Origin of the sequence: Chania multitudinisentens RB-25, assembly GCF_000520015.2 — a bacterium.
GTDB classification, from domain to species: domain Bacteria; phylum Pseudomonadota; class Gammaproteobacteria; order Enterobacterales; family Enterobacteriaceae; genus Chania; species Chania multitudinisentens.
The window spans coordinates 1,857,043-1,877,506 of sequence record NZ_CP007044.2; the positions used below are offsets into that span (position 1 = coordinate 1,857,043).

Consider the following 20,464-nt stretch of genomic DNA (forward strand, 5'->3'; position numbering starts at 1 on the left):
AATTAATAGTGAAGGTTAATATTTAGATATTAAGAGCAAGACTGTAAATAGAGTGTAGCCAATTGGCTTGTTGAGAAAATTACCAGTAATCAGATGTCTCGAGGTATATACATTACAGAAAAATAGTCAATAAACATAAATCAAATGTGTTAATAAACAGAGGGTGGGCTCATTCATATTCCTGAACTAGGGTGATTTATCACCATTATCAGAAGTCGCTACTCGTCCACGCTTTTTAATAAGCCGCGTTTCTTTTACCACAATTATCGACCGCGTTAACTGCCCGCCAGGGCATCAACAAAAGCAATATAACGGAACTATGTGCTTCATGGAGAAGTTCAGCCGGAAATGCTTTTTATTTCATACTAAAGGAAAAAATTAATGTTGAATCATATTCAAAAATCAGCGTGTGCACTGACTGTTGTTTTGGCTACCGCTGCATTGCCCGCTTTGGCTGAAAGCATTGACGTGCGCGTTATCGGCACTATCAGCCCAACCGCCTGCACCCCAACATTAGCCGGTGGTGGCACCATTGACTACGGTACGATAAAACCAACGTCATTAAGCGCAGATGCTTATACTTTACTGGATGAAAAGCAGGTGGAATTCACCATCACCTGTGACGCCCCAGCTAAAATCGCTGTTCAGGTCGTCAACCAGCGTGTGGGTTCTCTGGCAGGTAGCACCAATGAAACAAGCAGCGGAGGAACCGCCCCTGCCGGCCCTAATGTGTTTGGTAGCGCCAATATGGGGGCTGCAGGTCTGGGTCTGGACGGTACTGTGAAAATTGGCGGTTATGGCATCCGTCTTGCTACGGGTACCATGTTGGCCGATGGTGTAGCCGTAGATAGCATCCAGTCAAACGGTAATACCACCTCCTGGGCGAAGACAGAGTATGGTAGCCTGCTGAACAGCACCAGCACACGCTATTCCAGTTGGGCTACCACTGGCACCGCCACACCTGTCGCCTTTACTACTTTGTCGGGTCAGTTGGGCGTACAGGCCTATATCAACAAGGCCTCTGAACTGGACCTGACCAAACCAATTGCTCTGGATGGCCTGACCACTCTGGAACTGGTTTACCTATAATAACGCTATAAAGCTGGAGTCCCTCTCCGGCTTTTAACCCCGTTTCCAATAGGTTTGCACACCGAGGGCTGTTGTAGTCCTCGGATTTTGCTGTCTTCCGATTCAACTGAAAGGTGAAAAATGATGACTTATGCCTCTCTTTTCAAAGCCACCGTGGCCGCACTGTTGCTGCTTTCCACCCACAGCCAGGCCACCGGTATGGTGCCGGAAACCTCGGTGGTGATTGTGGAACAGGACGATGGCGAAGGGGCCATTAACATCAAAAACACCGATGCCTTCCCGGTGCTGCTGCTCACCACCCTGCAAAATATCAAAGACGATAAAGAAACCCTGCTGAGCGTCACCCCACCGGCGGCACGGGTCGAGCCGGGCAAAACCCAGCGGGTGCGCTTTATCCTCACCAGCAAAGAGCCGCTGAAGACCGAGCGCCTGGCACGCGTCGTCTTTGAAGGGGTGCCGCCGCAGCAAAAGGGCAAAAGCGAAGTGCGCATGACCGTGCGCCAAAACCTGCCGGTGCTTATCCGCCCGGCCGGGCTGGAGAAAGACCTGGCCCCCTGGAAGCGCCTGACCTGGAAACAGAGCGGCAACAGCCTTACCGTCAGCAACCCGTCCCCTTATGTGGTGCGCCTGGGGCAAGGTGTCAACACCCTGCCGGGCAACACCGCCTGGACGCTGCCCAACAGCTACATTCTGCCGGGCCAGACCCTGACGCTGACCCCGGATGGCAACAAAACTGCCGGAAGCGCCACTCAGGTCCGCATCTCCCCCGCCACCACCTGGGGTTATACCGTCGACAGCTATGACGCACCGCTGAGCCACTGATTCGATTACCCGGAGAACACCGTGCGCTACCCTTATTCCCATTCCGCTCAATCTGCCCCGGCACGTTCCGCCCTGTCTCTGGCGCTGCTGGGCTCTCTGGCTCTGCCTGCTTGCGGATGGGCCGCCGACGCGGTTGAGCGCCCCGGCGAGGTCGAATTCGATACCCAGGTGCTGCAAACGCACGGTATCGACCCCAAACTGGCCGACGCCTTTCGCCAGGCCCCGCGTTTTATGCCGGGGGAGACCCGCGTGGCGCTGATCGTCAACGGCAGCGAGCGCGGCAAGGCTATGGCGCACTTTGGTTCCGAGGGTGAACTCTGTGTTGATGCGGCCTTTTTGAAGGCCGCCGGGCTGATAGCGCCTCCCGGGTTTAACGACCAATCCCCCTGCTTTGACCTGAAAACCGCCTGGCCACAGACCATCATCCATCTTGACCCGGGTGAAGAGCGTGTCGACCTGGTGGTGCCGCCACAGGCCGTGGCCGCCCCCGACACAGACAGCGGCAACTGGCACCATGGCGGCTTTGCCGGCATGCTCAACTACGACGCCCAGTATATGGAATCGATGGGGCAGGGTGCCGGGGTCAACTTTACCCAGTTGGGCAGCGAGGCGGGTTTCAACCTCAGTGACTGGATTGTCCGCAGCCGCCAGACCTTTTCACGCTTTAACGGCGAGAGCCAGACGCGCCATCAGGCGGCCTACGCCCAGCGTTCGTTTGTCGGTGTCAAAAAGGTGTTGCAGGCCGGCCAGATTAGCCTGTCCAACTCCATGTTCGGGACCGGGCAGGTGCTGGGGGCGCAACTGCTGCCCGAAACCGCCCTGCAGGGCAACCGCGGCGGAGCCGGGCTGGTCGAAGGTATTGCCGACAGCCAGTCGGTGGTGGAAGTGCGCCAGTCCGGCGTGCTGGTTTACAGCACCACCGTGCCGGCCGGGCCGTTTCGTCTGCAAGGTTTCTCGCTGCTGAATGTGCGTTCCGACCTGGCGGTCACCGTGACCGGCAGTAACGGGGAGACGCGCCAGTTCACCGTACCGGCCTCAGCATTCCTGCTCAATGGCACCGCCAATGCGCCGGGACTGTCGTTCGGTGCCGGTAAACTCGACCAGCGCGGCAGCAGTGAAGCACCGCTGCTCGGCACCCTCGCCAATGGCTGGGTGTTAACGCCGCAGACCACGCTCCAGGCTGGGCTGCTGGGGTCTGCGCCGTACCGGGCCGCGGCACTTGGGGCGGACAGCCAGCTGTTTGATGCCACCCTGCTGTCGCTGCAAACCACCGCCGCCCAGGATAACCGACATGGCAACCAAGGTCTGTCGGCCAGTGCCTCGTTGAACCACCACCTGAGCGAGCGCGTGGGCGTTAACCTCAATGCAGTACAACAAACTTCCGGCTACCGCGAGTTGAGCGATGCCTTGCAGAGCGACCAGCAGGAGATGGGCGGGCGCAGCCGTAACCAGATGGGGGGCGGCGTTAGCTGGGCAGCGGACCACCTCGGCAGCCTGTCGCTCTCCTGGGCGCGCAGCAGCACTTTTGATGGCGATAACACCGATTACCTGCGTGCGGGCTGGAGCAAACAGTTTGGCGCCGTCTACGTGGGGGCCAGCCTGGAGCACAGCACCGCTAACCGTACCAGCGATGCCGAAAACCGCACTTACCTGACCCTGAGCATGCCGCTGGGCAAGGGCCGCAGTGCCAGCAGCTACCTCAACAATACCCGCAACGGTAGCCGTGCCGGGGTACGTTACAACGACCGCTCCAGCCAGGACCGGGGCTGGAGCCTGTCCAGCGAGCGCGATTTCCGTTACCAGCGCACTTCCGCGACGGCCAGTGTGGATAGGGTGACCCCCATCAGCCAGCTCAGTGGCAGCGTCAGCCAGAACTCTGACAGCGTGACCACCTTGTCAGCTCGCGCCACCGGGGCCGTAGTGGCCCATGACAAAGGGGTTACGCTGGCACCGTATGCGGTCAGGGATACCTTTGGTATTGCCAAGGTGGGTGACGAAGGCGGGGTGCGTCTGGAAACGCCCGCAGGCCCCACCTGGACTGACCGGCGTGGCTATGCGGTATTGCCGTCACTCAACGGCTATAAGCGTTCTTCTGTTCAGATCGATACCCGCAGCCTGGCGAAAAATGTCGATATCGACAACGCCTGGCAGGACACCGAAGCCGCTCGCGGCTCGGTAAGCTATATGGATTTCACCGTGGTGCATACCCGCCGGGTATTGGTAAATGTGAAAGATGCGCAGGGGCAGCCGCTGCCACACGGGGCCAGCGTCTTTGATGCGGCCGGCAACTTTATGACCGTGGTGGGTGAGCAGGGCAGCGTATTTATCCCTGATGCCGGTTCCGCCAGCCAGATGGAAGTACAGTCTTCGGGCACCACAATCTGTTCTTTCACCCTCTCGCTGCCAGAAAAAGGCGATAAGAGTGGTTTATATGAAACCGCAAATGCGGTCTGCCGTTAACAGGATAACGACGATGAAACAGAACGGGATGGTTTTACTGCTGCTGGCACTGACCAGCTTCTCTGCCGGGGCGGTTTCTGCCTGGCAGGACATGAACCCCGATATGCCATCGGGTTTACCGGTGGACAGCCGCTGCACGTTGTCAGTCAGTACACCGGTGATTGACTACGGTAACCAGTCGCGCTGGCAGTTGCAGGACACCACCGGTGGGCAGGTGACTCCGGGTAAACGTACCCTGATGCTCAGTGTGGTCTGCCCGTATACGCAACCTCTCAAGCTGGCGCTGCGCAGTGACCTGCGTTATGGCGCACGCGGCAATATCAACGTGAGCCTGTCGGAAGCCCAGTTGGACGGCCAGAGCGTGCAGTTGGCCAGCACCACCCCGGAGGGTGTCTTGAATGGCGTCCCGGCAAATAGTCTGCGGTTACAGCCTGGCAGCCATTTTGCTGCCGTGCAGAATGGCCGTTTGGCAAGGGGCAAGAGCCTGACGCTGCGGATAGAGATTGAACCCTTGCTGGCTGAACGTGACACCCGCGTTTCTGCCCACCAGAGCAACGAGGCCACCCTGACGATGGAGTTGATGAAGTGAAGGAACTACAGGCCTTTTAAAGCAGTAATGTACTTATTGATCTGAATAGCAACCTGATCTTGGGGTCATAGAAAAATCCGTGATCGCGGCTTACCATTCCTTAATGTGAGTTTTCGTTCCACTGAGCATCAGACCCCGTAACTGCCTGTTGCACGGTGCAACACCCTGATGCCTATTGATTGGGCGTTATCGATAGGCAACTGCCTGTTGTTCGGTGCAACCCCCTGCGTTTTATCTTTTCCCTCCTTATATAAGCAGCTCTCCCTAAATTCCGGCCCGGTGCGCAGATTTGATTGTGGTCGGTTTTTCCCTCGTCGTCAGAATACCGGGCTATTCCCCTGGCCACATGATGGTTGACTGACAATGGTAAAACGCAATCTTGTTTTAACCCCGCTGGCCGTGTTGCTGCTGGGCGGGTGTACGACCGTGCCCCGGGCGCCCACTCCGGTGTCTGTGCCGGAACGCGACGGCATGGAAACGGTTCGCCCGGTCAAGGACGATATCTATCAGGGGCGGTCGCCCTCGGTGGTGCGCTATGACCGCTACACCCTGGTCAATACCCGTTCCCAGGAGGCACAACGCGACCTGTTGAACCAGCTTATCGACATCAGCATACCGCCCCAGCGGGTGCACAGTGTCGGCGAGGCCCTTCGCTATGTGCTGTTCGAGTCGGGGTTCACGTTGTGCCCGGCCGACCGGCCTGAGCTTACCGTGTTGCTGAACCGGCCCTTGCCGGCGGTGCAACGCACATTGGGCCCGGTCAAACTGCAGGAGGCGTTGCAGATCCTGGCCGGGCCCGCCTGGTACCTGGTGGTCGATGAGGTCAGCCGCCAGGTCTACTATCGGCTGCGGGACGGCTATTCCGTGCCGGTTGCGCCCGCCCCGGTGGCCTTGCCACTGGCATCCCAACCGGTCATGACGCCATCAACGGCCATGAACGCTCTGCAGCCTGCCCCACCGGTACCGCCTGTTGCCTCGTCCGTTTCTGGGCTATCCACCCCAGACCGCCTGTTATCTCCGCCCACGATGGCCTTTACCCCGCCGACGTTGCAGGTGGTCAAATACCTGGGCGCGGCGGAAACGGTGGACATCCGCCAGGGACGGGGTCAGGGCGCGCTGGCGTCGGTCCTCAAACAGATTGCCCCGGCCGGTTGGGAGGTGGTGGTGTCGTCAGACCTCGCCACGGCGACAAAAGGCAAGACTTACCACTGGCAGGGCTGTGACCGCTGGACCCACGTACTGGATACGCTGCTGCAGTCGCAACAGTGGAGGGCGCTGGTGAACTGGCAAAATCACCGCATCAGCGTGGTGGCGCTTGCGGGTTCGGAGAGCTCGGCCAATAACGCGGGCGGGACTCAGAACGTTATCTCGACACCTGTGACGCCGCCCATCGTACCGGCAACCCCGGTCGCGCCCGCCACAGCAACCCCGAACAATCTCACCGGTGTGCCCACAGGAAAAACCGCCACACAGGAGGACAAACCGGTGACCCCGGTGTTGCTGCCGTCTGTCACACCGCCAGTCTCCACGTCATCAACGTCAGCAGCGCCTGCGGTGTTTACACCAGGCCCTGCCGTTATCACTGCGCCGGTAGGTAAAGCCTGGTCGGCAACGGTGGGGGCTACCCTGCGCGAGTCGGTGACGCACTGGGCACAGGAGGCCCCGTGCCAGGGCAGTGGGCAATGGGTGGTCATCTGGCCAACCCGCCTGGATTACCGCATCGATGCCCAACTGACGTTCCACGGGCCGTTTGAAGATGTGCTGAGCCAGCTCTTTGAGCTCTACCGTCAGGCGGACAAGCCGTTGTTCGTGGCCGCCAACCGTCTGCAGTGCCTGGTGCATGTGGACGACAAGCCGCAGGCGACGCGCTGATGGGGGCCTGGCTCCTGAGTTGCGCCCTGGTGTTGAGCCTGGTGGTGGCCTCGATTGACGGAAACCTCGGTGAACGTGCGCTGCAAAAGGCCAGCGTGGGTGACAGTGCCCAGATGGCGGTGCAGATGGTCACCCTGGTCAATGCCCTCAATGACCACCTGTATCACGTACTGCAGACCCAGGGGCAGGTGTCCCTGGCGGTGCTGGGGCTGACGTTTACGCCCGACCCGCGCATTGACCATGTGTTGCAGGACGGACGCCTGTGGGTCTTTACCCCCGAGGTGCCGGGGCTGGTGACGGCCTTGCGCCAACAGACCCGGCATTCCGCCCTGATTTGTACCGTGACGAAGGGCCGCCTGCTGACGCTGGCGGGTGAAGACATGAACCAGACGTTGCCGGCCGGTGTGGCTGACGGTGACGTGGTTATTCTGAATTAACGAGGAGAACGGGATGCCCATTTCCCATCAAGACAGTCCGACCCGACCCCGGTCAGGGTGGGTGATATCCCTGCTGGCGTTGTCGGTGTTGTCCGGCTGTTCGCTCACGACCATTAACGAGCGTGAGCAGGAGACGCAGCAGACCGGGGCGCAGGCAGAACGTCTGGTCAAGGACATGAAGCACCCGCGACCCGCCGCGGTCAACTGGGTCGACACCCCCTGGATAAACCCGAAGCCCATCACCACGGCCCGTCGTCCGGCGGTCCAGGACCTCCCTCCGTGCTCGCTGACGCTGACCATCAATGCCCTCAGTCTGCATGAGTTCGGTCAACGGGTCAGCACGCTGTGTGGCCTGCCGGTGACCATCACGGCGGATGCAGCCAGTACGGCAGAGGGTCTTGGTGCGCGTACGGTCACCCAGCCCGTCAGCGGGGCCATTCCGGCCCCGGACGACCATGGCCGTGTTCCGCTGGCCATGATGGGCGGGGTGACATCGGTAGCCCCGCCGGTCAGTGCGTCAGCGACCATCAACACCCTGCGCTGGCAGGGGGAACTGGGCGGGTTGCTGGACACGGTCACCAGCCAGTTGGGGTTGTCCTGGCGTGTGGAGGCGGGGCGGATTGTCATTTACAGCCTGGAGACCCGTACCTTCCAGTTGGCAGTACTGAATGTCCGCTCCAGCATGCGCGCCAATGTGCTGTCCGGTACCTCGGCATCAACCGGGGCGGAAGGCGGCAGTGCCAGCAACTCCCTCTCGGGGGAAGCCAGTACCTCGCAAACCACGTCGGTGGAGCAGGCCAGCGATTTGTACGACGACATCAAAAAGACGGTGGAGACGATGTTGACCCCGTCGCGGGGGCGCTTTTTCCTCAGTGCCGCCAGCGGCACGTTGACCGTGACCGACACGCCGTCGGTGCTGGCACGTGTGGCCGAGTACATTGAGCATGAGAATGCCGTCCTGAACAAACAGGTGTTGCTGAACGTGGAAGTCCTGAGTGTCAGCACCTCACGCAGTGACCAGATGGGCATTGACTGGAGTGTGGTCTATGCCTCCCTCGGCGGCGTCGGGGCGTCACTGACCGGGGCCTTCTCCAACGCGTCCGGCAATGCCCTGTCGTCCGGGGTCAGTATTCTGGACTCGGCCACCGGGAGCCGGGGCAGGTTCTCCGGCTCCAGCCTGCTGGTCAAGGCCCTGTCTGAGCAGGGCAACGTGGCGGTGGTGACCTCGCACAGCAGTGCGACCACCAACCTGACGCCGGTGCCGGTACAGATTGCGGAACAGACGGTGTATGTCGCCCGGACCAGCATCAACACCACGGCGAACGTCGGCTCCAGCACCACCATGGAGCCCGGTACCATCACCACCGGTTTTAACATGACCATGCTGCCGTTCATCCAGGACAGTGGCGATATCCAGTTGCAGTTCTCGTTCAACCTCTCTGACAGCCCGACCATCCGTTCGATTGCCAGTACAGACGGTTCGACGGCCATGGAGATGCCTTACACCAAGCTGCGTTCGCTCTCCCAGCGGGTCAACCTGCGGGACGGGCAGACGCTGGTGCTGACCGGGTTTGAGCAGACCAACACCACGGTGAACAAGGAAGGCACCTTTACCCCGGGCAACTTCCTGTTTGGCGGCGGACGGGATGCAGACAAGAAGCGCACCACCCTGGTGGTGCTGATTACCCCGGTGCTGATGTGAGTGAGGTGGCGATGACAGCACAGACACACAGCAGCGGCACGGTGTTACTGGCAGACGGCAACCTCACCGTGGTGGCGGGCCTGCAGTGGCAGGCGGTGCCCAGAGGGCGCCGTGGGCTGGCCCGTCTGACACGCGAGAAGCACCGGCAGGTTAACCGGCGTGTGGTGTGCCGTGGTGAACAAGGTCGGGTGGCCGGATTCGGTATCCTGGCCGGTAAAAAAAACCGTGGTTCGCTGTATTCCCTGGCAGCCCTCGCCCTGTCTACTCTGGGGCGTAATGGTTATGGCGTGTTTGACCTGGGCGAAGGTCGGCAGGTGTTCCTGGCCACGTTGGACGGGTGCCCCGCCGTGATGGGGGATGTGGTCGGCAATCCGTCTGACATTGGTGCACAGGTGACGGATTTTCTGGCATTCAACCCGGATGTGGACTGGCGCGTCGTCGGCACCCCGGCGGTGCCCGCGGACTGGCGCAGTCTGTTATCGACCAGACCCTCGACGTCTGCGCGGCTGCGGACGGTGCATTCCCGCCGTCCCTGGGTGGCGGGGCTGCTGCTGGCCGGGTTGGCCGTGACCGGTTATGTCGCCTGGGAGCAGTGGCAGCAGGCACGGGAGGCGGCTGACCTGGCCGCGCGGCGAGCCGCGTTTGAAGCCAGCCAGCGACAGTCTCCCCCCATCCCGAGGTCCCTGTTTTACCTCATCCCTGGGCGGGACAGCTACCTGCCGCCCTGTTTTTACAGCAGTGCCAGCAGGCCTGGCAGCAGGCTCCGTTGTCGATAGCCGGCTGGACCTTGTCGGGCGGCGAGTGTCGCAGCGACGGTCTGCGTCTGGGGTATGACGGCAGCGCCGGTGAACCGGTTGAGGTGTTCAAGGCCCGTGTTGACCTGTTGCTGGGCCAGCCCGCGTCGTTCAACCTCCCGGCAGGGGGGCGCAGTGGTGAGGTGTTTATTGTCCTGTCGCACGATGCCAGCCAGTTGCGTGACGAGGTTCCCCCGGATGCGGACACCCAGCTATTGCGGGTACTGACCCACCTGCAGCGTCAGGGGATGGCGACCACTTTCACGGAAGTGGCGCAAATCGCCCTGGCGGGCCTGGAGCCTGATACACCGCCCCCTCTCCAAGAATGGCGCGAGTTCACTTTCACCGTGTCATCCACCTTGCCACCGGCCACGGTCTTCAACCCTCTGGCTGATACCGGCCTGCGCCTAGCGCGTGTGACGTTCACGCTCACCGGTGGACAACTCAGCTATGAAACCGAAGGACATCTCTATGCGTACAAATAATGCCCCGCTTTTCCCTCTGCTCCTGCTGTTTGGCTTCACGAACGCCGGGGCGGCGCCGGCGACCGTCGGTGACCTGGAGCAGTTGACGGCCCAGAATGTGCTGTTGGCGGCCCAGTTGCAGGGGGAGCAACTGCAACGCCAGTTGCGTGACAGCCGGAATGACGGGCAGGCCAGCAGCCCTGCGCCAGTCCTGCCTGGTACCTCAACAGTGGCACCGGCTGCGGCTCCCAAGACCGCCGCGGGCAAGGTGCTGGAAATTTCCGGCACTGGGCAGCGGCTGAGTGCCCGGGTGGCCCTGGCCGATGGCAGCGTACTGGAGGTGGTCCCCGGGCAGGTGTTCCCCGGTACCGGGTTGACGGTCAACAGCCTCTCCACGGCGGGTGTGACGCTCAGCGATGGCCGTGTCGTGGGGATGCACTGATGAAACAGGGTACTGATGTCAGGGTACCGGAGGACATCGCCGAGTGGGTCTTTGTCGACCCGGAGGATAACGACACCGTCGTGCGCCTGTTTGTGGATACGCATCACCGGGGCGATGCCCGGGTTCAGTCCTGGGTCACGGCCGTCAAAGGGCTGCACACGGTCAGGGATATCACGTTTGTGTCCCTGTCTGACCTGGTCAGGTTGCGTGATGCCGTGCGCCAGGCCAGTCAGAATACCGCCGGGCTGACGGCCGACGACCTGCGCGATGTCAGTGCCAATCAGGAACAGGTGTTGCGCCTCTTTTCGCTGGCCGCCGAACTGGGCTCATCCGATTTTCACATGACCATTGCCGGCTATACGCGCATCGAGATGCGCATCAACGGTGACCTGCAGGTGATCAAGGACATCCCGCGTGAAGACGGTTATGCCCTGGCCAGCACCATTATCCTGTCGATGTGCGACGTGACCGAGAAACAGTTCTTTCCCAACCGCAAGCAGGATGGGCGGGTGAAGGCGGAGTTTCTGCGCAAGGTGAACCTGTTCGGCGCCCGTTACAGCCATACCCCGACCGTGGATGGCCTGTATGTCGTGATGCGCACCATTGCCGATGACGGTGACAACGTTCCCTCATTGCCGGCGTTGGGGTATCTGCCAGTGCAATGTGGCGTGGTTGACAATATCCTGCGCCGCCCGGAAGGGGTGATCATCCTGTCGGGGCCTACGGGCTCGGGCAAGTCCACCACGCTGCGGGTGTTCAGCGCCATGTATCTGGGCCGTACCGGCGGCAAGAAGCGCCTGCTGACCATTGAAGATCCGCCGGAGGGACGTATTCCCGGCAGTATCCAGACCCCCATCATTGCCGACAAGGCCGACCCGGAGGCCACCAAACTGGCCTGGGTACAGTCGATATCCAGCGCGCTGCGTCTGGATCCGGACGCGATGCTGGTTGGTGAGATGCGTGATGTGAACTCCGCGCTGACCGCCATCAATGCGGCGATGACCGGGCATCAACTGATGACCACGCTGCATGCCAATTGCCCGGTCTCTATTCTGGAGCGTCTGGTGGTGATGGGGCTCAATCCGGCGTTGATTGCCGATGCCCAGTTGATGATAGGCCTGCTCTCTCAGCGCCTGGTGCCGACGCTGTGCCCGCACTGCAGTCTGTCCTGGGCGGCCCGGCAGGCGTCGCTTGATGCGGCTGACCGTGACCGTCTGACCGGACTGTTTACTGCCGACGCGTTGACTGCCCTGCGTTTTCACAACCCGGCGGGGTGTTCACACTGCTGCAAGACGGTGTACGGCACGGTTTTTGGTCAGGGGATCGCGGGACGCACGGTGATTGCCGAGGTGATCCAGCCGGATGCACGGTTTATGCAGATTTTCCGTGAGCGGGGCAAGGCGGCCGCCCGGCAGTACTGGGTGACGACGCTCGGGGGGATCACCCGCAATCAGCACCTGCTGATACGTATTCGTGAAGGGCGGGTCGACCCGTTGCTGGCGGAGCAGGTGTGCCCGCTGGATGAAGACCGCCTGACCCTCAATGCGACAGCCCCGACGACAACCGACGCAGGAGAACATCGCCATGGCTGAATCACACACCCATGCCGTCTTTCGCTGGTACTGCCGGGTGGGGTTTGCCGCCCCGGACCGGATTGCCTTCTATGAATCCCTGGGGTTTTTGCTGATGAACCACAAGCCCCTGCGTGTGGCACTGAGCGACATGCGGGAGGTGGCAACCGATTTTGGCAGGAAGACGCACCCGCTGGCCATCCTGCTGACCGAACTGATGGATGCGCTGGCCGACAACCGGGTGGGGCATACCTTTGAGTCGGTGCTGGCCGAATGGGTGCCGGTGGAAGAGGCGGGACTCCTCAATGCCGGTCTGGTGGCCGGTATGCTGCCGGAGGCGCTCAAACGCGCCATCGTGCTGATTGAGGGGCGCCAGCGCATCAAGGGGGCGGTGGTGAAGGCGACGCTCTACCCGCTGCTGCTCAGTGGCATGGCGGTGGCGATGCTCTACACCATGGCGGGCAAGCTTATCCCGCAACTGGAGAAACTGTCCGACCCGGCCACCTGGACGGGGTCGATGGCCACCCTGGCGGCGCTGACCGGGTACCTGATGCAGTACGGCGAGCTGACGCTGGCCGGGTTGATGGCGTTACTGACGCTGGTGTTCTGGTCGCAACCCCGGTTGACCGGCACCGTTCGCCACCGGGTGTTGGACCACTGCCTGCCCTGGTCGGTGTACCGGGATATTCAGGGGGCGGTGTTTTTACTCAATGTGGCGGCGCTGATGCGGGCCAACCTGCAGACCCTGCCGTTATTGGGGCGATTGTCACAGCATGCGTCTCCCTGGCTGCGTGAACGCCTGGCGGCGACGGCTGAACGGGTGGAGGACGGCGAACATCTCGGCAAGGCCCTGCGCAATACCGGCTTTGATTTTCCCAGCCGTGCGTGTGTGAACCAGCTGTACCTGCTGACCGACGGGGACGGGGCAGAGGACATCATGGAGAAATTCGGTGAACGCTGGCTGGACACGACCGTGAAACGGGTCGAACGGCGGGCGGTGATGCTGAACGGGATGGCAGTGCTGATGCTGCTGTCGTTTTTTGGCCTGGTGATGGGGGCGATATTTCAAATCCAGTCCATGGCTGATGCTGCAATGTAAACACGAGGCGTGTGTATGTGTGAATTATCAACAAGAGGGGAGGGTGAAGTGAACGTGAAATACCATGGTACGTTTTCTGAACGCTGTGTGCAGAAGGGGGTAGACCGGGGCTGGCTCAGTATCGAGATGGCGGCGGTCCTGCTGATTGTGATTATTGCGGTGGCGGCAGTGGCCGGCATGATTGCCGGTAACTATGCCCGTAATGATGTGTCGACGGAGATTTCGAATATCCAGTCCATCATGGCCAATACGCGGGGGTTGCTGAAAACCCAGAGTGGGTACAACTTCACCAATGCGGCGAAGATGACCGGTACGCTGGTGCAGTTCAAGGGTATCCCGACGACCATGACCATTAACGGGACCGCGGAGTCGGGTACGGCAACGCTGTGGAATACCTGGGGCGGGGCGGTGACGCTGACGCCGGAGAAGGTGGGAACGGCGACCACCAACAACGGGTTCATCCTGACCTACAACGCGGTGCCGCAGGAAGCCTGTGGCGTATTGGCGGTACGTTTGAGCAAGTCGGGGCTGGTCTCCGAAGTGCGTATCAACGGCACCACGAACAGTACGGAGGTCACGGCCACCCTGGCAGGCACCCAATGCACGGCGGATACGGGGTCAACCGGCACCAACGTCATCATTTTCAAATCCAACGTCTAATCCATTGATTGACCCTACGGCCTGCACGGTGTGCAGGCCCTCTTCAGGGAGAACGCAAACATGCCACTATCACGTCTTAAACGCCATCCCCCCGCGTGCCTGCTGACCCGGCGCCGTCATTTTACGCCGTTACCGGTCAGTCACTGGGTCACGGAACAGGGCGCTCGTCTGCGCGCCATTTTGACGGGCGATATCACGTTGATTGTCTGGCCTTACCGCCGGGCCGGGTTGGAATACCTGATGTGTGACGGGTTTGATGCCTGTCAGACGGTCACGCTGACGCTACGAACCGGTGGCGCTCATGACTTCAATGGCCGGAGCCCCGTGGTCCCGGACATGACAGAGGCGCTGCATATGATTGGCCTGCTGGCCACTGTCCTGGATGCGCGGGTGAAACTGGACTGCCGGGGCGAGGGTCGGGCCCTGCGTTTTTGTGCGGGGGTGGCCTGATGCGAGGTCTGTGTCTTCTGCTTGCGATGCTGTGTTCCCCAGGCGTCAGTGCGTTCTGTTTTGAGGCGGCGGGGGCCAAATACCGGATAGACCCGCTCCTGCTGAAGGCCATGGCACAGCAGGAGAGCGGCCTGGAGGCGTCGGCCATCAACCTCAATCGGGACAGGAAAAGCGGCAAGGTCACCAGTACCGATTACGGCGTCATGCAGATTAACTCCCGGCATTTACCCGGACTGAAAAAACAGGGGGTGATACGTGATGCGCAGGAGTTGCTGAAAAAGCCCTGTCTGAACGTGCAGGTCGGTGCCTGGATATTGGCAAGACACCTGAAGACCTGTGACGTGTCCTGGCACTGCCTGGGCAGTTACAACGCCGGGTTCGCCGAGAAGAACGCGGCCATTCGTGAGGCGTATGCCAACCAGGTCTACGCCCGCTATAAAAAATTGTTGCGGGCCGAACGGGGGATTGCGTTGTGAGAGGCTGGGCTCCCCCGGTGCTTGAGGGGATGCTGTTGCTGATGGGCGGGGTTGTGTTGATAAGCGTCCTGATTGGGCTGGCGGGGCTGGTGATACGCCCTGCCTGCCGCTTTTTGCAACAGCATGCCGGACAGGCGCCAACACCGTCGGTACAGCTGGGGTGGGGCTGGCTGTACGGTGTGCTGGGTGTGTTGCTGCTGCTCCCGTCCGTGTCGTTATACAGCGGATTGACCGGGCTGGTGATGCTGGGTTTTTTCCTGCAACTGAGTGTGCTTGACAGTGAACAGGGGTGGCTGCCCCGCGAGTTTACCGTCCGGTGTGGGCTGGCCGGTCTGCTGGTCAGTCTGGGGAATGCAGGCACACCGAAGGATGTGCTGTGGGTGCTGCTCTCCGTCGGCTCACCGGTGCTGCTGTTTGGCGGGGTGCGTTGGGGGGCAATGCGCCGTACCGGCGTGGCATCGCTGGGGCTGGGAGATGTGTATCTGGTCGGCGCCCTGGGTGCCTGGCTGGGGCTGCCGCTGGTCATGGATGCCCTGTTGCTGGGGGTTTACGGCTTCATCTTCTCCCTGCTCTGGCAGCGTGTGCAGCGTTTCCCAATGAGCGAAGGTGGGCCTCTGGGGCCCTGGCTGTGTGGCGGGGCTCTGGTGGTCACGCTGGTTGAACGTTATGCCCCGCTGTTGCCGTGGGCCGTCTGAATCGAGAGGAATAACCTGATGAGCAGTACCGTGATGACAGAGTCCGTGGCGGAGCAGCCTGACCGGGGATGGCTGGCGATGGAGGTAGGTATCGTCCTGCTGCTGGTGATGATGGCGGTGTATTACGCGGGTGAGCGCTATGCCCAGTATCTGGAAGAAAAGGAGTACCAGGTGATAGCCCACCATACCACCCGGGTCAAGACGGCGGCGGTGGGGTATATCGGGCGGTATCAGGATGCGTTGCTGGCGGTGGCCACGACGACCACACCGGCCATCATTACGCCGGCGATGCTGCGCAATACCGGTTTTTTAACCGCCGGGTTTGGGGATACCAACAGCTACGGACAGGATTACCAGGTGGCGGTGGTCCGTAACAGCCAGGACAGCACCCGGCTGGAGGGGTTGCTGGTGACGATGGACGGCAGTGCGCTGGCGTACAAGGCACTGCGTCTGATAGCCCAGGACATCGAGGGGCTGGGCGGGTATGTGTATGAGAGCACGAACGCCACCGGGGCGTTTGGAGGCTGGACGGTCCCGGTGAGCCAGTTCGGGGTGTCGACGGCGTCAGGGCATCTGGCGGTGTTGCTGACGGCGGATGAGCTGCTGGCGGCGCGTGAGGAGAGCGACCGGTTGTACCGTTTCCAGGTCAATGGTCGCCCGGATTTGAACCGGATGCACACGGCCATCGACATGAATGGCCATTCGCTGGTGTCAGCGAACGATGTCGGTGCCCGGACGGGGACGTTCAGTGGTGATGTCAACAGCACGGGCGGGTGGTTTACGACCGGGGGGAATGCCGGCTGGATGAATGTGGCGCACGGCGGGGGATTTTACCAGGATGACAATGACTGGGTGAAGTCGCTGAACGGGAAGGGCATTCTGACCACGGGGCAGGTCAGGGGGGGGACGGTGGTGTCGGAAGGGCGGCTCACGGCGCAGGAGTTTGTGGCGCTGGACAGGGTGTCGGTTGCCGGGACGGCCTGTGACCAGAACGGGTTGCTGAGCCGCGACGGGCAAGGGGCCACGCTGAGTTGTCAATCCGGCGTGTGGCGGGGAAGCCTGGGGGGCGGTCTGTCACGGGTCGGGCGAGACAACCTGGTGGTGACGGCCAACGGGCGTTATACGCTGATATTGGTGACGGTGTCCTCACTGTTTATTCCTTCTGATGGCTCACATACGTCGACGGCCACGTTTGGTGTCTATGTGGACGGTATCCGGATAGGGACTGTGGATAACCGGCTGGTTGTCTCTAAAAGTGGCTCCAGAGGACATTACTGGGGGTATCAGACGGTTGGTGTGGTACAGCAGCAGTTTGCGGCTGAGCTGAATGCAGACAGCGTGGTGTCGGTGGTGTTGGAAGGGGCCGCCTACCATGGGGGCAGTGATATCCGCGTTGACTTGACCAGTTGACGTTCACCGGCTGAATGCACGGTGTCTGGCGGTACGTCAGCCAGCCAGACACCTTGCCCCGGACACAGAACACCCTGACTACCCCCTCGTGTTCCTCTCCATGTCAACATCTCGGCTCAACGGACAGCCACAGGCATCGACAGGCCCATCATTGAACAGGATGGAAAATTAAATTCCGGCAGGGTGCGCGGATTTGTTTGTGGTGGCCTGGCGGGGGGCTGGTCATTCTACGTTCGCTATCTGTCCATTCACATTTTCACCGCGAGGAACGGGTTATGACCGACAAGAAAATACCAGCATCACAACCGCAACGGCCCGGGGCACTGCGCTCTGATATCACCGTCACCCTGAATACACTCTATGCCTACCGCCTTTGGCAGGGACGCAGCGGTGGTGGCGGGGCCATTCCAGGTATGAATCATTTTCTTTCCCGACTGGTTCGCATGCAGGCGGGGTCGCGTGCAGATGATCCTTATGCCGATCAGATGACGTATCACCTTGAAGAGCAAATCAAAAGTGCAGAAAGCCGCATGTCTGCGTTGTACCAGAACATGAGCCATATTCTTGAACAATGTCCCCGGGGATTAACCGTGTCTGAGGTGAATTCAACGGAGCCGTTAAAGTTGCCAGCTTTCACGTTAACCCCGCTGGGCTCCCGCTGCTTCTATCTGTTTCTGAAATACGATGAAATTGCGATGTATTGTCTGCAGGCGTTTGGGCTGGGGCTGATCGATGAGGGGACGAAGGCGCGGATGTTACGCGATGCCGGAAAAATTATCCGGCAAATCTTTACGCAAGTTCGTGACTGGAACTATCGCCATGATGGGATCACCCGCAAAGATGTCATGGCCCAGACCGCGCTGGCCCAGGAAGCCGCCCGTCGTTGGGGGCCCCCGGATGAAGATGTGTTCTGGGGACGTCACCGCTCGTCCTTCTCGCCCGCGTTGAACGCCCAGACCGTCAGTGTACTGCAGGCGATGGCGGCGTCGGCTGACATTGGCGCGGTACCTGATGACGACCCGGCGGGGGAGCCATCGGATGAGAGGGGTGAGCAGGGCGAGGCCATTCTGCCCCCTGGCCAGCTTGCCACTCCGGAGGCCTGACCGGGATGCAACTGTTTCTGTGTGAAAAACCCTCTCAGGGAAAAGACATTGCTGCCGTCCTCGGGGCCCGCCAGCGGGGCAACGGGATGATGGTGGGCAATGGCTACGTGGTGACCTGGGCATTCGGGCATCTGCTGGAACAGGTGCCCCCGGAACATTACGGTGCCGAGTATGGCCCTCCCTGGCGTCTGGATGTGCTGCCGGTGTTACCGCAGACCTGGCAACTGGCCGTCAAAGAAGAGGCCAGCGCGCAGTTTGCGGTGATAAAAAAGCTGCTGGCCCAGGCCGACAGCGTGGTGCTGGCCACCGATGCCGACCGGGAGGGCGAGGTGTTGGGGCGCGAAATTCTGGAAACCTGCGGCTACCGCGGGCCGCTGGAGCGGTTGTGGATCTCCGCCCTCGATACCGCCAGCATCCAGGCGGGGTTGGCCAACCTGCAACCGGGGGCCAACACCCTGCCCCTTTACCATGCGGGCCTGGCCCGCAGCCGGGCGGACTGGACCGTCGGCATGAACATGACCCGGCTTTATACTTTGCTCGGGGCTCAAAGTGGGTATGACGGGGTGTTGTCGGTCGGGCGGGTGCAGACGGCCACCTTGCGTCTGGTGGTTGACCGTGACCGGCTGATAGCCGGTTTTGTCCCGACCCCCTGGTGGCAGGTCGAGCTGACGCTGGGCAATGCCGGTCAGCCCGCTTTTCGGGTGCAATGGGTACCGGCTGCCGCGTACTGTGATGAGGAGAAACGCTGTCTGCAGCAGGCGGTGGCCCAGCAGGTGGTGCAACTGTGTCAGCAGAGTGGTCAGGCGCAGGTGCACAGCTTGCGCACGGAGCGCAAAAATACGGCAGCACCAAAGGTGTTTGATCTGTCGACGTTGCAGCAGGTCTGCTCCAGGAAATGGGATATGGCGGTGTCCGAGACGCTGGGGGTCGCGCAGGCGCTGTATGAGACCCACAAGGCGACGACGTATCCGCGAACCGACTGTGGTTACCTGCCGACCTCGATGTTGAGCGAGGTGCCGGACGTGCTGGCCGCACTGGCACAGTCCGACCCGTCACTGGCCCCGGTTCTGGCGCGGCTTGACCGACAACAGCAGTCCCGGGTCTGGGATGACGGGAAAGTGACGGCACACCACGGTATCATTCCGACGCGCCAGGCCTGTGACCTGTCGACAATGAGCGAGAGTGAACGGCGGGTGTATGGCCTGATACGCACGCACTACCTGGCGCAGTTCCTGCCGGCGTACCAGGTGGACAAGACCACCGTGGTGCTGGTCTGTGGTGGTCAGGTGTTTACCGCCAGTGGTGACAGGCTGATTGACGCCGGCTGGAGAGCGCTGTTCATGGACGCGCCAACCGAGGAGGCGGAAAAAGACGCGCCAGCCACCCGGCACCTGCCGCCCCTGCAGGAGGGGATGGCGGTGGCGGTGCAGCAGGCGGAGGTGCAGGCGAAGGTCACCTCCCCGCCGGAGCCCTATACCCCGGGGACGCTCCTGGGGGCAATGAAGAACGTCAGCCGGCTGGTGACCGACCCGCGTTTGAAGGCCGTGTTGAAGGAGAATGCGGGTCTGGGCACCGAGGCGACACGGGCAGAGATACTGAACGTCCTGCAGGCCCGGCAGTTTGTGGTGAAAAAGAAAAAATACCTGCAGTCAACGCCGGTCGGGCAGGCGTTGTGCGATGCGTTGCCGATAGCGTTGCAGGAGCCGGGGTTGACCGCGCTGTGGGAGCAGGCGCTGGATGATATCGAAGCAGGCAGGATGACGCTGGAGACATTTATGGCGCGCCAATATCAGTGGGTGCAGCAGTTGGTGGTGCAGGCCCAGGGCAAGACGGTCACCATCCCGATGCCGCCGTCGCCACCCTGTCCGGTATGTGGCGGCAAGATGCGCCAGCGCAGGGGGGAGAAGGGGGCGTTCTGGAGTTGCCTGCGTTATCCGGATTGTAAAGGGGTTCATGCGGTAGCGGGGGCCGGAAAGGGGGCCCGCTCACGCAAGAAAAAGAAACCGGCATAAACCGGTTGACTTTTGTGCAGTTATTTTATGAAATTGGCCTGTTAACTCGCTGTCATCGACAGCCGCCAATGTTTCCAGTACCGGGAGTGGTACGAGTGATCTGCGAGAAGCGCCTTCGGGTGATCACAACGCCAAAATCATAAGGACAGCGGTGTAGCCTGCGACTGATGCCTTCGGGTGGCTACAACCCTTGAAATCCGTTTAATCTCTGGAAACGGATGCCATGCTGGCAACGTGCATGGTGGAGGTGTTCTATACCTGCAGGCGGCTCTCTTGCCGTCTTTGAATCTACCTTATCTGGCCACAAACAGCGTTCG

General features: G+C 61.0%; 19 protein-coding genes. All 19 read left to right on the plus strand.

The window, feature by feature from the left end; genetic code table 11:
* Nucleotides 1-381 precede the first annotated feature (381 nt).
* Nucleotides 382-1,089: a DUF1120 domain-containing protein gene (locus Z042_RS08260; RefSeq protein ID WP_024914105.1), complete on the plus strand. Its 708-nt coding sequence runs from the start codon at nt 382-384 to the stop codon at nt 1,087-1,089.
* Between the two features lie 123 nt (nt 1,090-1,212).
* Complete coding sequence (locus Z042_RS08265) at nt 1,213-1,911, plus strand: fimbria/pilus chaperone family protein (protein ID WP_024914106.1); 699 nt, start codon at nt 1,213-1,215, stop codon at nt 1,909-1,911.
* 21 nt (nt 1,912-1,932) lie between these two features.
* Nucleotides 1,933-4,371: a fimbria/pilus outer membrane usher protein gene (locus tag Z042_RS08270; protein ID WP_024914107.1), complete on the plus strand. Its 2,439-nt coding sequence runs from the start codon at nt 1,933-1,935 to the stop codon at nt 4,369-4,371.
* A gap of 13 nt (nt 4,372-4,384) precedes the next feature.
* Nucleotides 4,385-4,960 carry a DUF1120 domain-containing protein gene (locus tag Z042_RS08275; RefSeq protein ID WP_024914108.1) on the plus strand — a complete coding sequence of 192 codons (576 nt, stop codon included), beginning with the start codon at nt 4,385-4,387 and terminating at the stop codon, nt 4,958-4,960.
* Nucleotides 4,961-5,323: 363 nt separating this feature from the next.
* Nucleotides 5,324-6,832 carry a PFGI-1 class ICE element type IV pilus protein PilL2 gene (pilL2, locus tag Z042_RS26505; protein ID WP_024914109.1) on the plus strand — a complete coding sequence of 503 codons (1,509 nt, stop codon included), beginning with the start codon at nt 5,324-5,326 and terminating at the stop codon, nt 6,830-6,832.
* Nucleotides 6,832-7,269, plus strand: coding sequence for a type IV pilus biogenesis protein PilM (gene pilM / locus Z042_RS08290; RefSeq protein WP_024914110.1), 438 nt, complete (start codon nt 6,832-6,834; stop codon nt 7,267-7,269). The genes pilL2 and pilM overlap by 1 nt, the downstream gene beginning before the upstream one ends.
* Nucleotides 7,270-7,282: 13 nt before the next feature.
* A complete protein-coding gene (pilN, locus tag Z042_RS08295) occupies nt 7,283-8,971 on the plus strand; it encodes a PilN family type IVB pilus formation outer membrane protein (protein WP_024914111.1) in 1,689 nt (562 codons plus the stop codon).
* Between the two features lie 11 nt (nt 8,972-8,982).
* On the plus strand, nt 8,983-9,747 hold the full coding sequence (gene pilO2 / locus Z042_RS26725; RefSeq protein ID WP_051506733.1) for a type 4b pilus protein PilO2: 765 nt from the start codon (nt 8,983-8,985) through the stop codon (nt 9,745-9,747).
* The gene (gene pilO2, locus Z042_RS26730) at nt 9,696-10,250 is read left to right on the plus strand and encodes a type 4b pilus protein PilO2 (protein ID WP_081758492.1); all 555 of its coding nucleotides are present in this window, start codon (nt 9,696-9,698) and stop codon (nt 10,248-10,250) included. Before pilO2 (Z042_RS26725) ends, pilO2 (Z042_RS26730) begins: the two co-directional genes overlap by 52 nt.
* Nucleotides 10,251-10,332: 82 nt before the next feature.
* Nucleotides 10,333-10,671 (plus strand): type IV pilus biogenesis protein PilP, encoded by a 339-nt coding sequence (pilP, locus tag Z042_RS08305; protein ID WP_162149759.1) that lies wholly within the window; start codon nt 10,333-10,335, stop codon nt 10,669-10,671.
* The gene (locus Z042_RS08310; RefSeq protein WP_024914115.1) at nt 10,671-12,263 is read left to right on the plus strand and encodes a GspE/PulE family protein; all 1,593 of its coding nucleotides are present in this window, start codon (nt 10,671-10,673) and stop codon (nt 12,261-12,263) included. Before pilP ends, Z042_RS08310 begins: the two co-directional genes overlap by 1 nt.
* A complete protein-coding gene (locus Z042_RS08315; protein WP_051506734.1) occupies nt 12,256-13,341 on the plus strand; it encodes a type II secretion system F family protein in 1,086 nt (361 codons plus the stop codon). The genes Z042_RS08310 and Z042_RS08315 overlap by 8 nt, the downstream gene beginning before the upstream one ends.
* 15 nt (nt 13,342-13,356) lie before the next feature.
* Nucleotides 13,357-14,001: a type 4 pilus major pilin gene (locus Z042_RS08320; protein ID WP_024914117.1), complete on the plus strand. Its 645-nt coding sequence runs from the start codon at nt 13,357-13,359 to the stop codon at nt 13,999-14,001.
* 60 nt (nt 14,002-14,061) lie between these two features.
* Nucleotides 14,062-14,451 (plus strand): hypothetical protein, encoded by a 390-nt coding sequence (locus Z042_RS08325; protein WP_024914118.1) that lies wholly within the window; start codon nt 14,062-14,064, stop codon nt 14,449-14,451.
* Nucleotides 14,451-14,927, plus strand: a complete 477-nt coding sequence (locus tag Z042_RS08330) for a lytic transglycosylase domain-containing protein (protein WP_037407348.1) — start codon at nt 14,451-14,453, stop codon at nt 14,925-14,927. Before Z042_RS08325 ends, Z042_RS08330 begins: the two co-directional genes overlap by 1 nt.
* Nucleotides 14,924-15,622 carry a prepilin peptidase gene (locus Z042_RS08335; protein WP_154666907.1) on the plus strand — a complete coding sequence of 233 codons (699 nt, stop codon included), beginning with the start codon at nt 14,924-14,926 and terminating at the stop codon, nt 15,620-15,622. The genes Z042_RS08330 and Z042_RS08335 overlap by 4 nt, the downstream gene beginning before the upstream one ends.
* Before the next feature lie 18 nt (nt 15,623-15,640).
* A complete protein-coding gene (gene pilV, locus Z042_RS08340) occupies nt 15,641-17,032 on the plus strand; it encodes a shufflon system plasmid conjugative transfer pilus tip adhesin PilV (protein ID WP_024914121.1) in 1,392 nt (463 codons plus the stop codon).
* A gap of 275 nt (nt 17,033-17,307) precedes the next feature.
* Entirely contained in the window at nt 17,308-18,135 is an 828-nt protein-coding gene (locus Z042_RS08345; protein ID WP_024914122.1) for a PFL_4669 family integrating conjugative element protein, read from the plus strand.
* Between the two features lie 5 nt (nt 18,136-18,140).
* A complete protein-coding gene (locus Z042_RS08350) occupies nt 18,141-20,147 on the plus strand; it encodes a DNA topoisomerase III (protein WP_024914123.1) in 2,007 nt (668 codons plus the stop codon).
* Nucleotides 20,148-20,464: the final 317 nt, after the last annotated feature.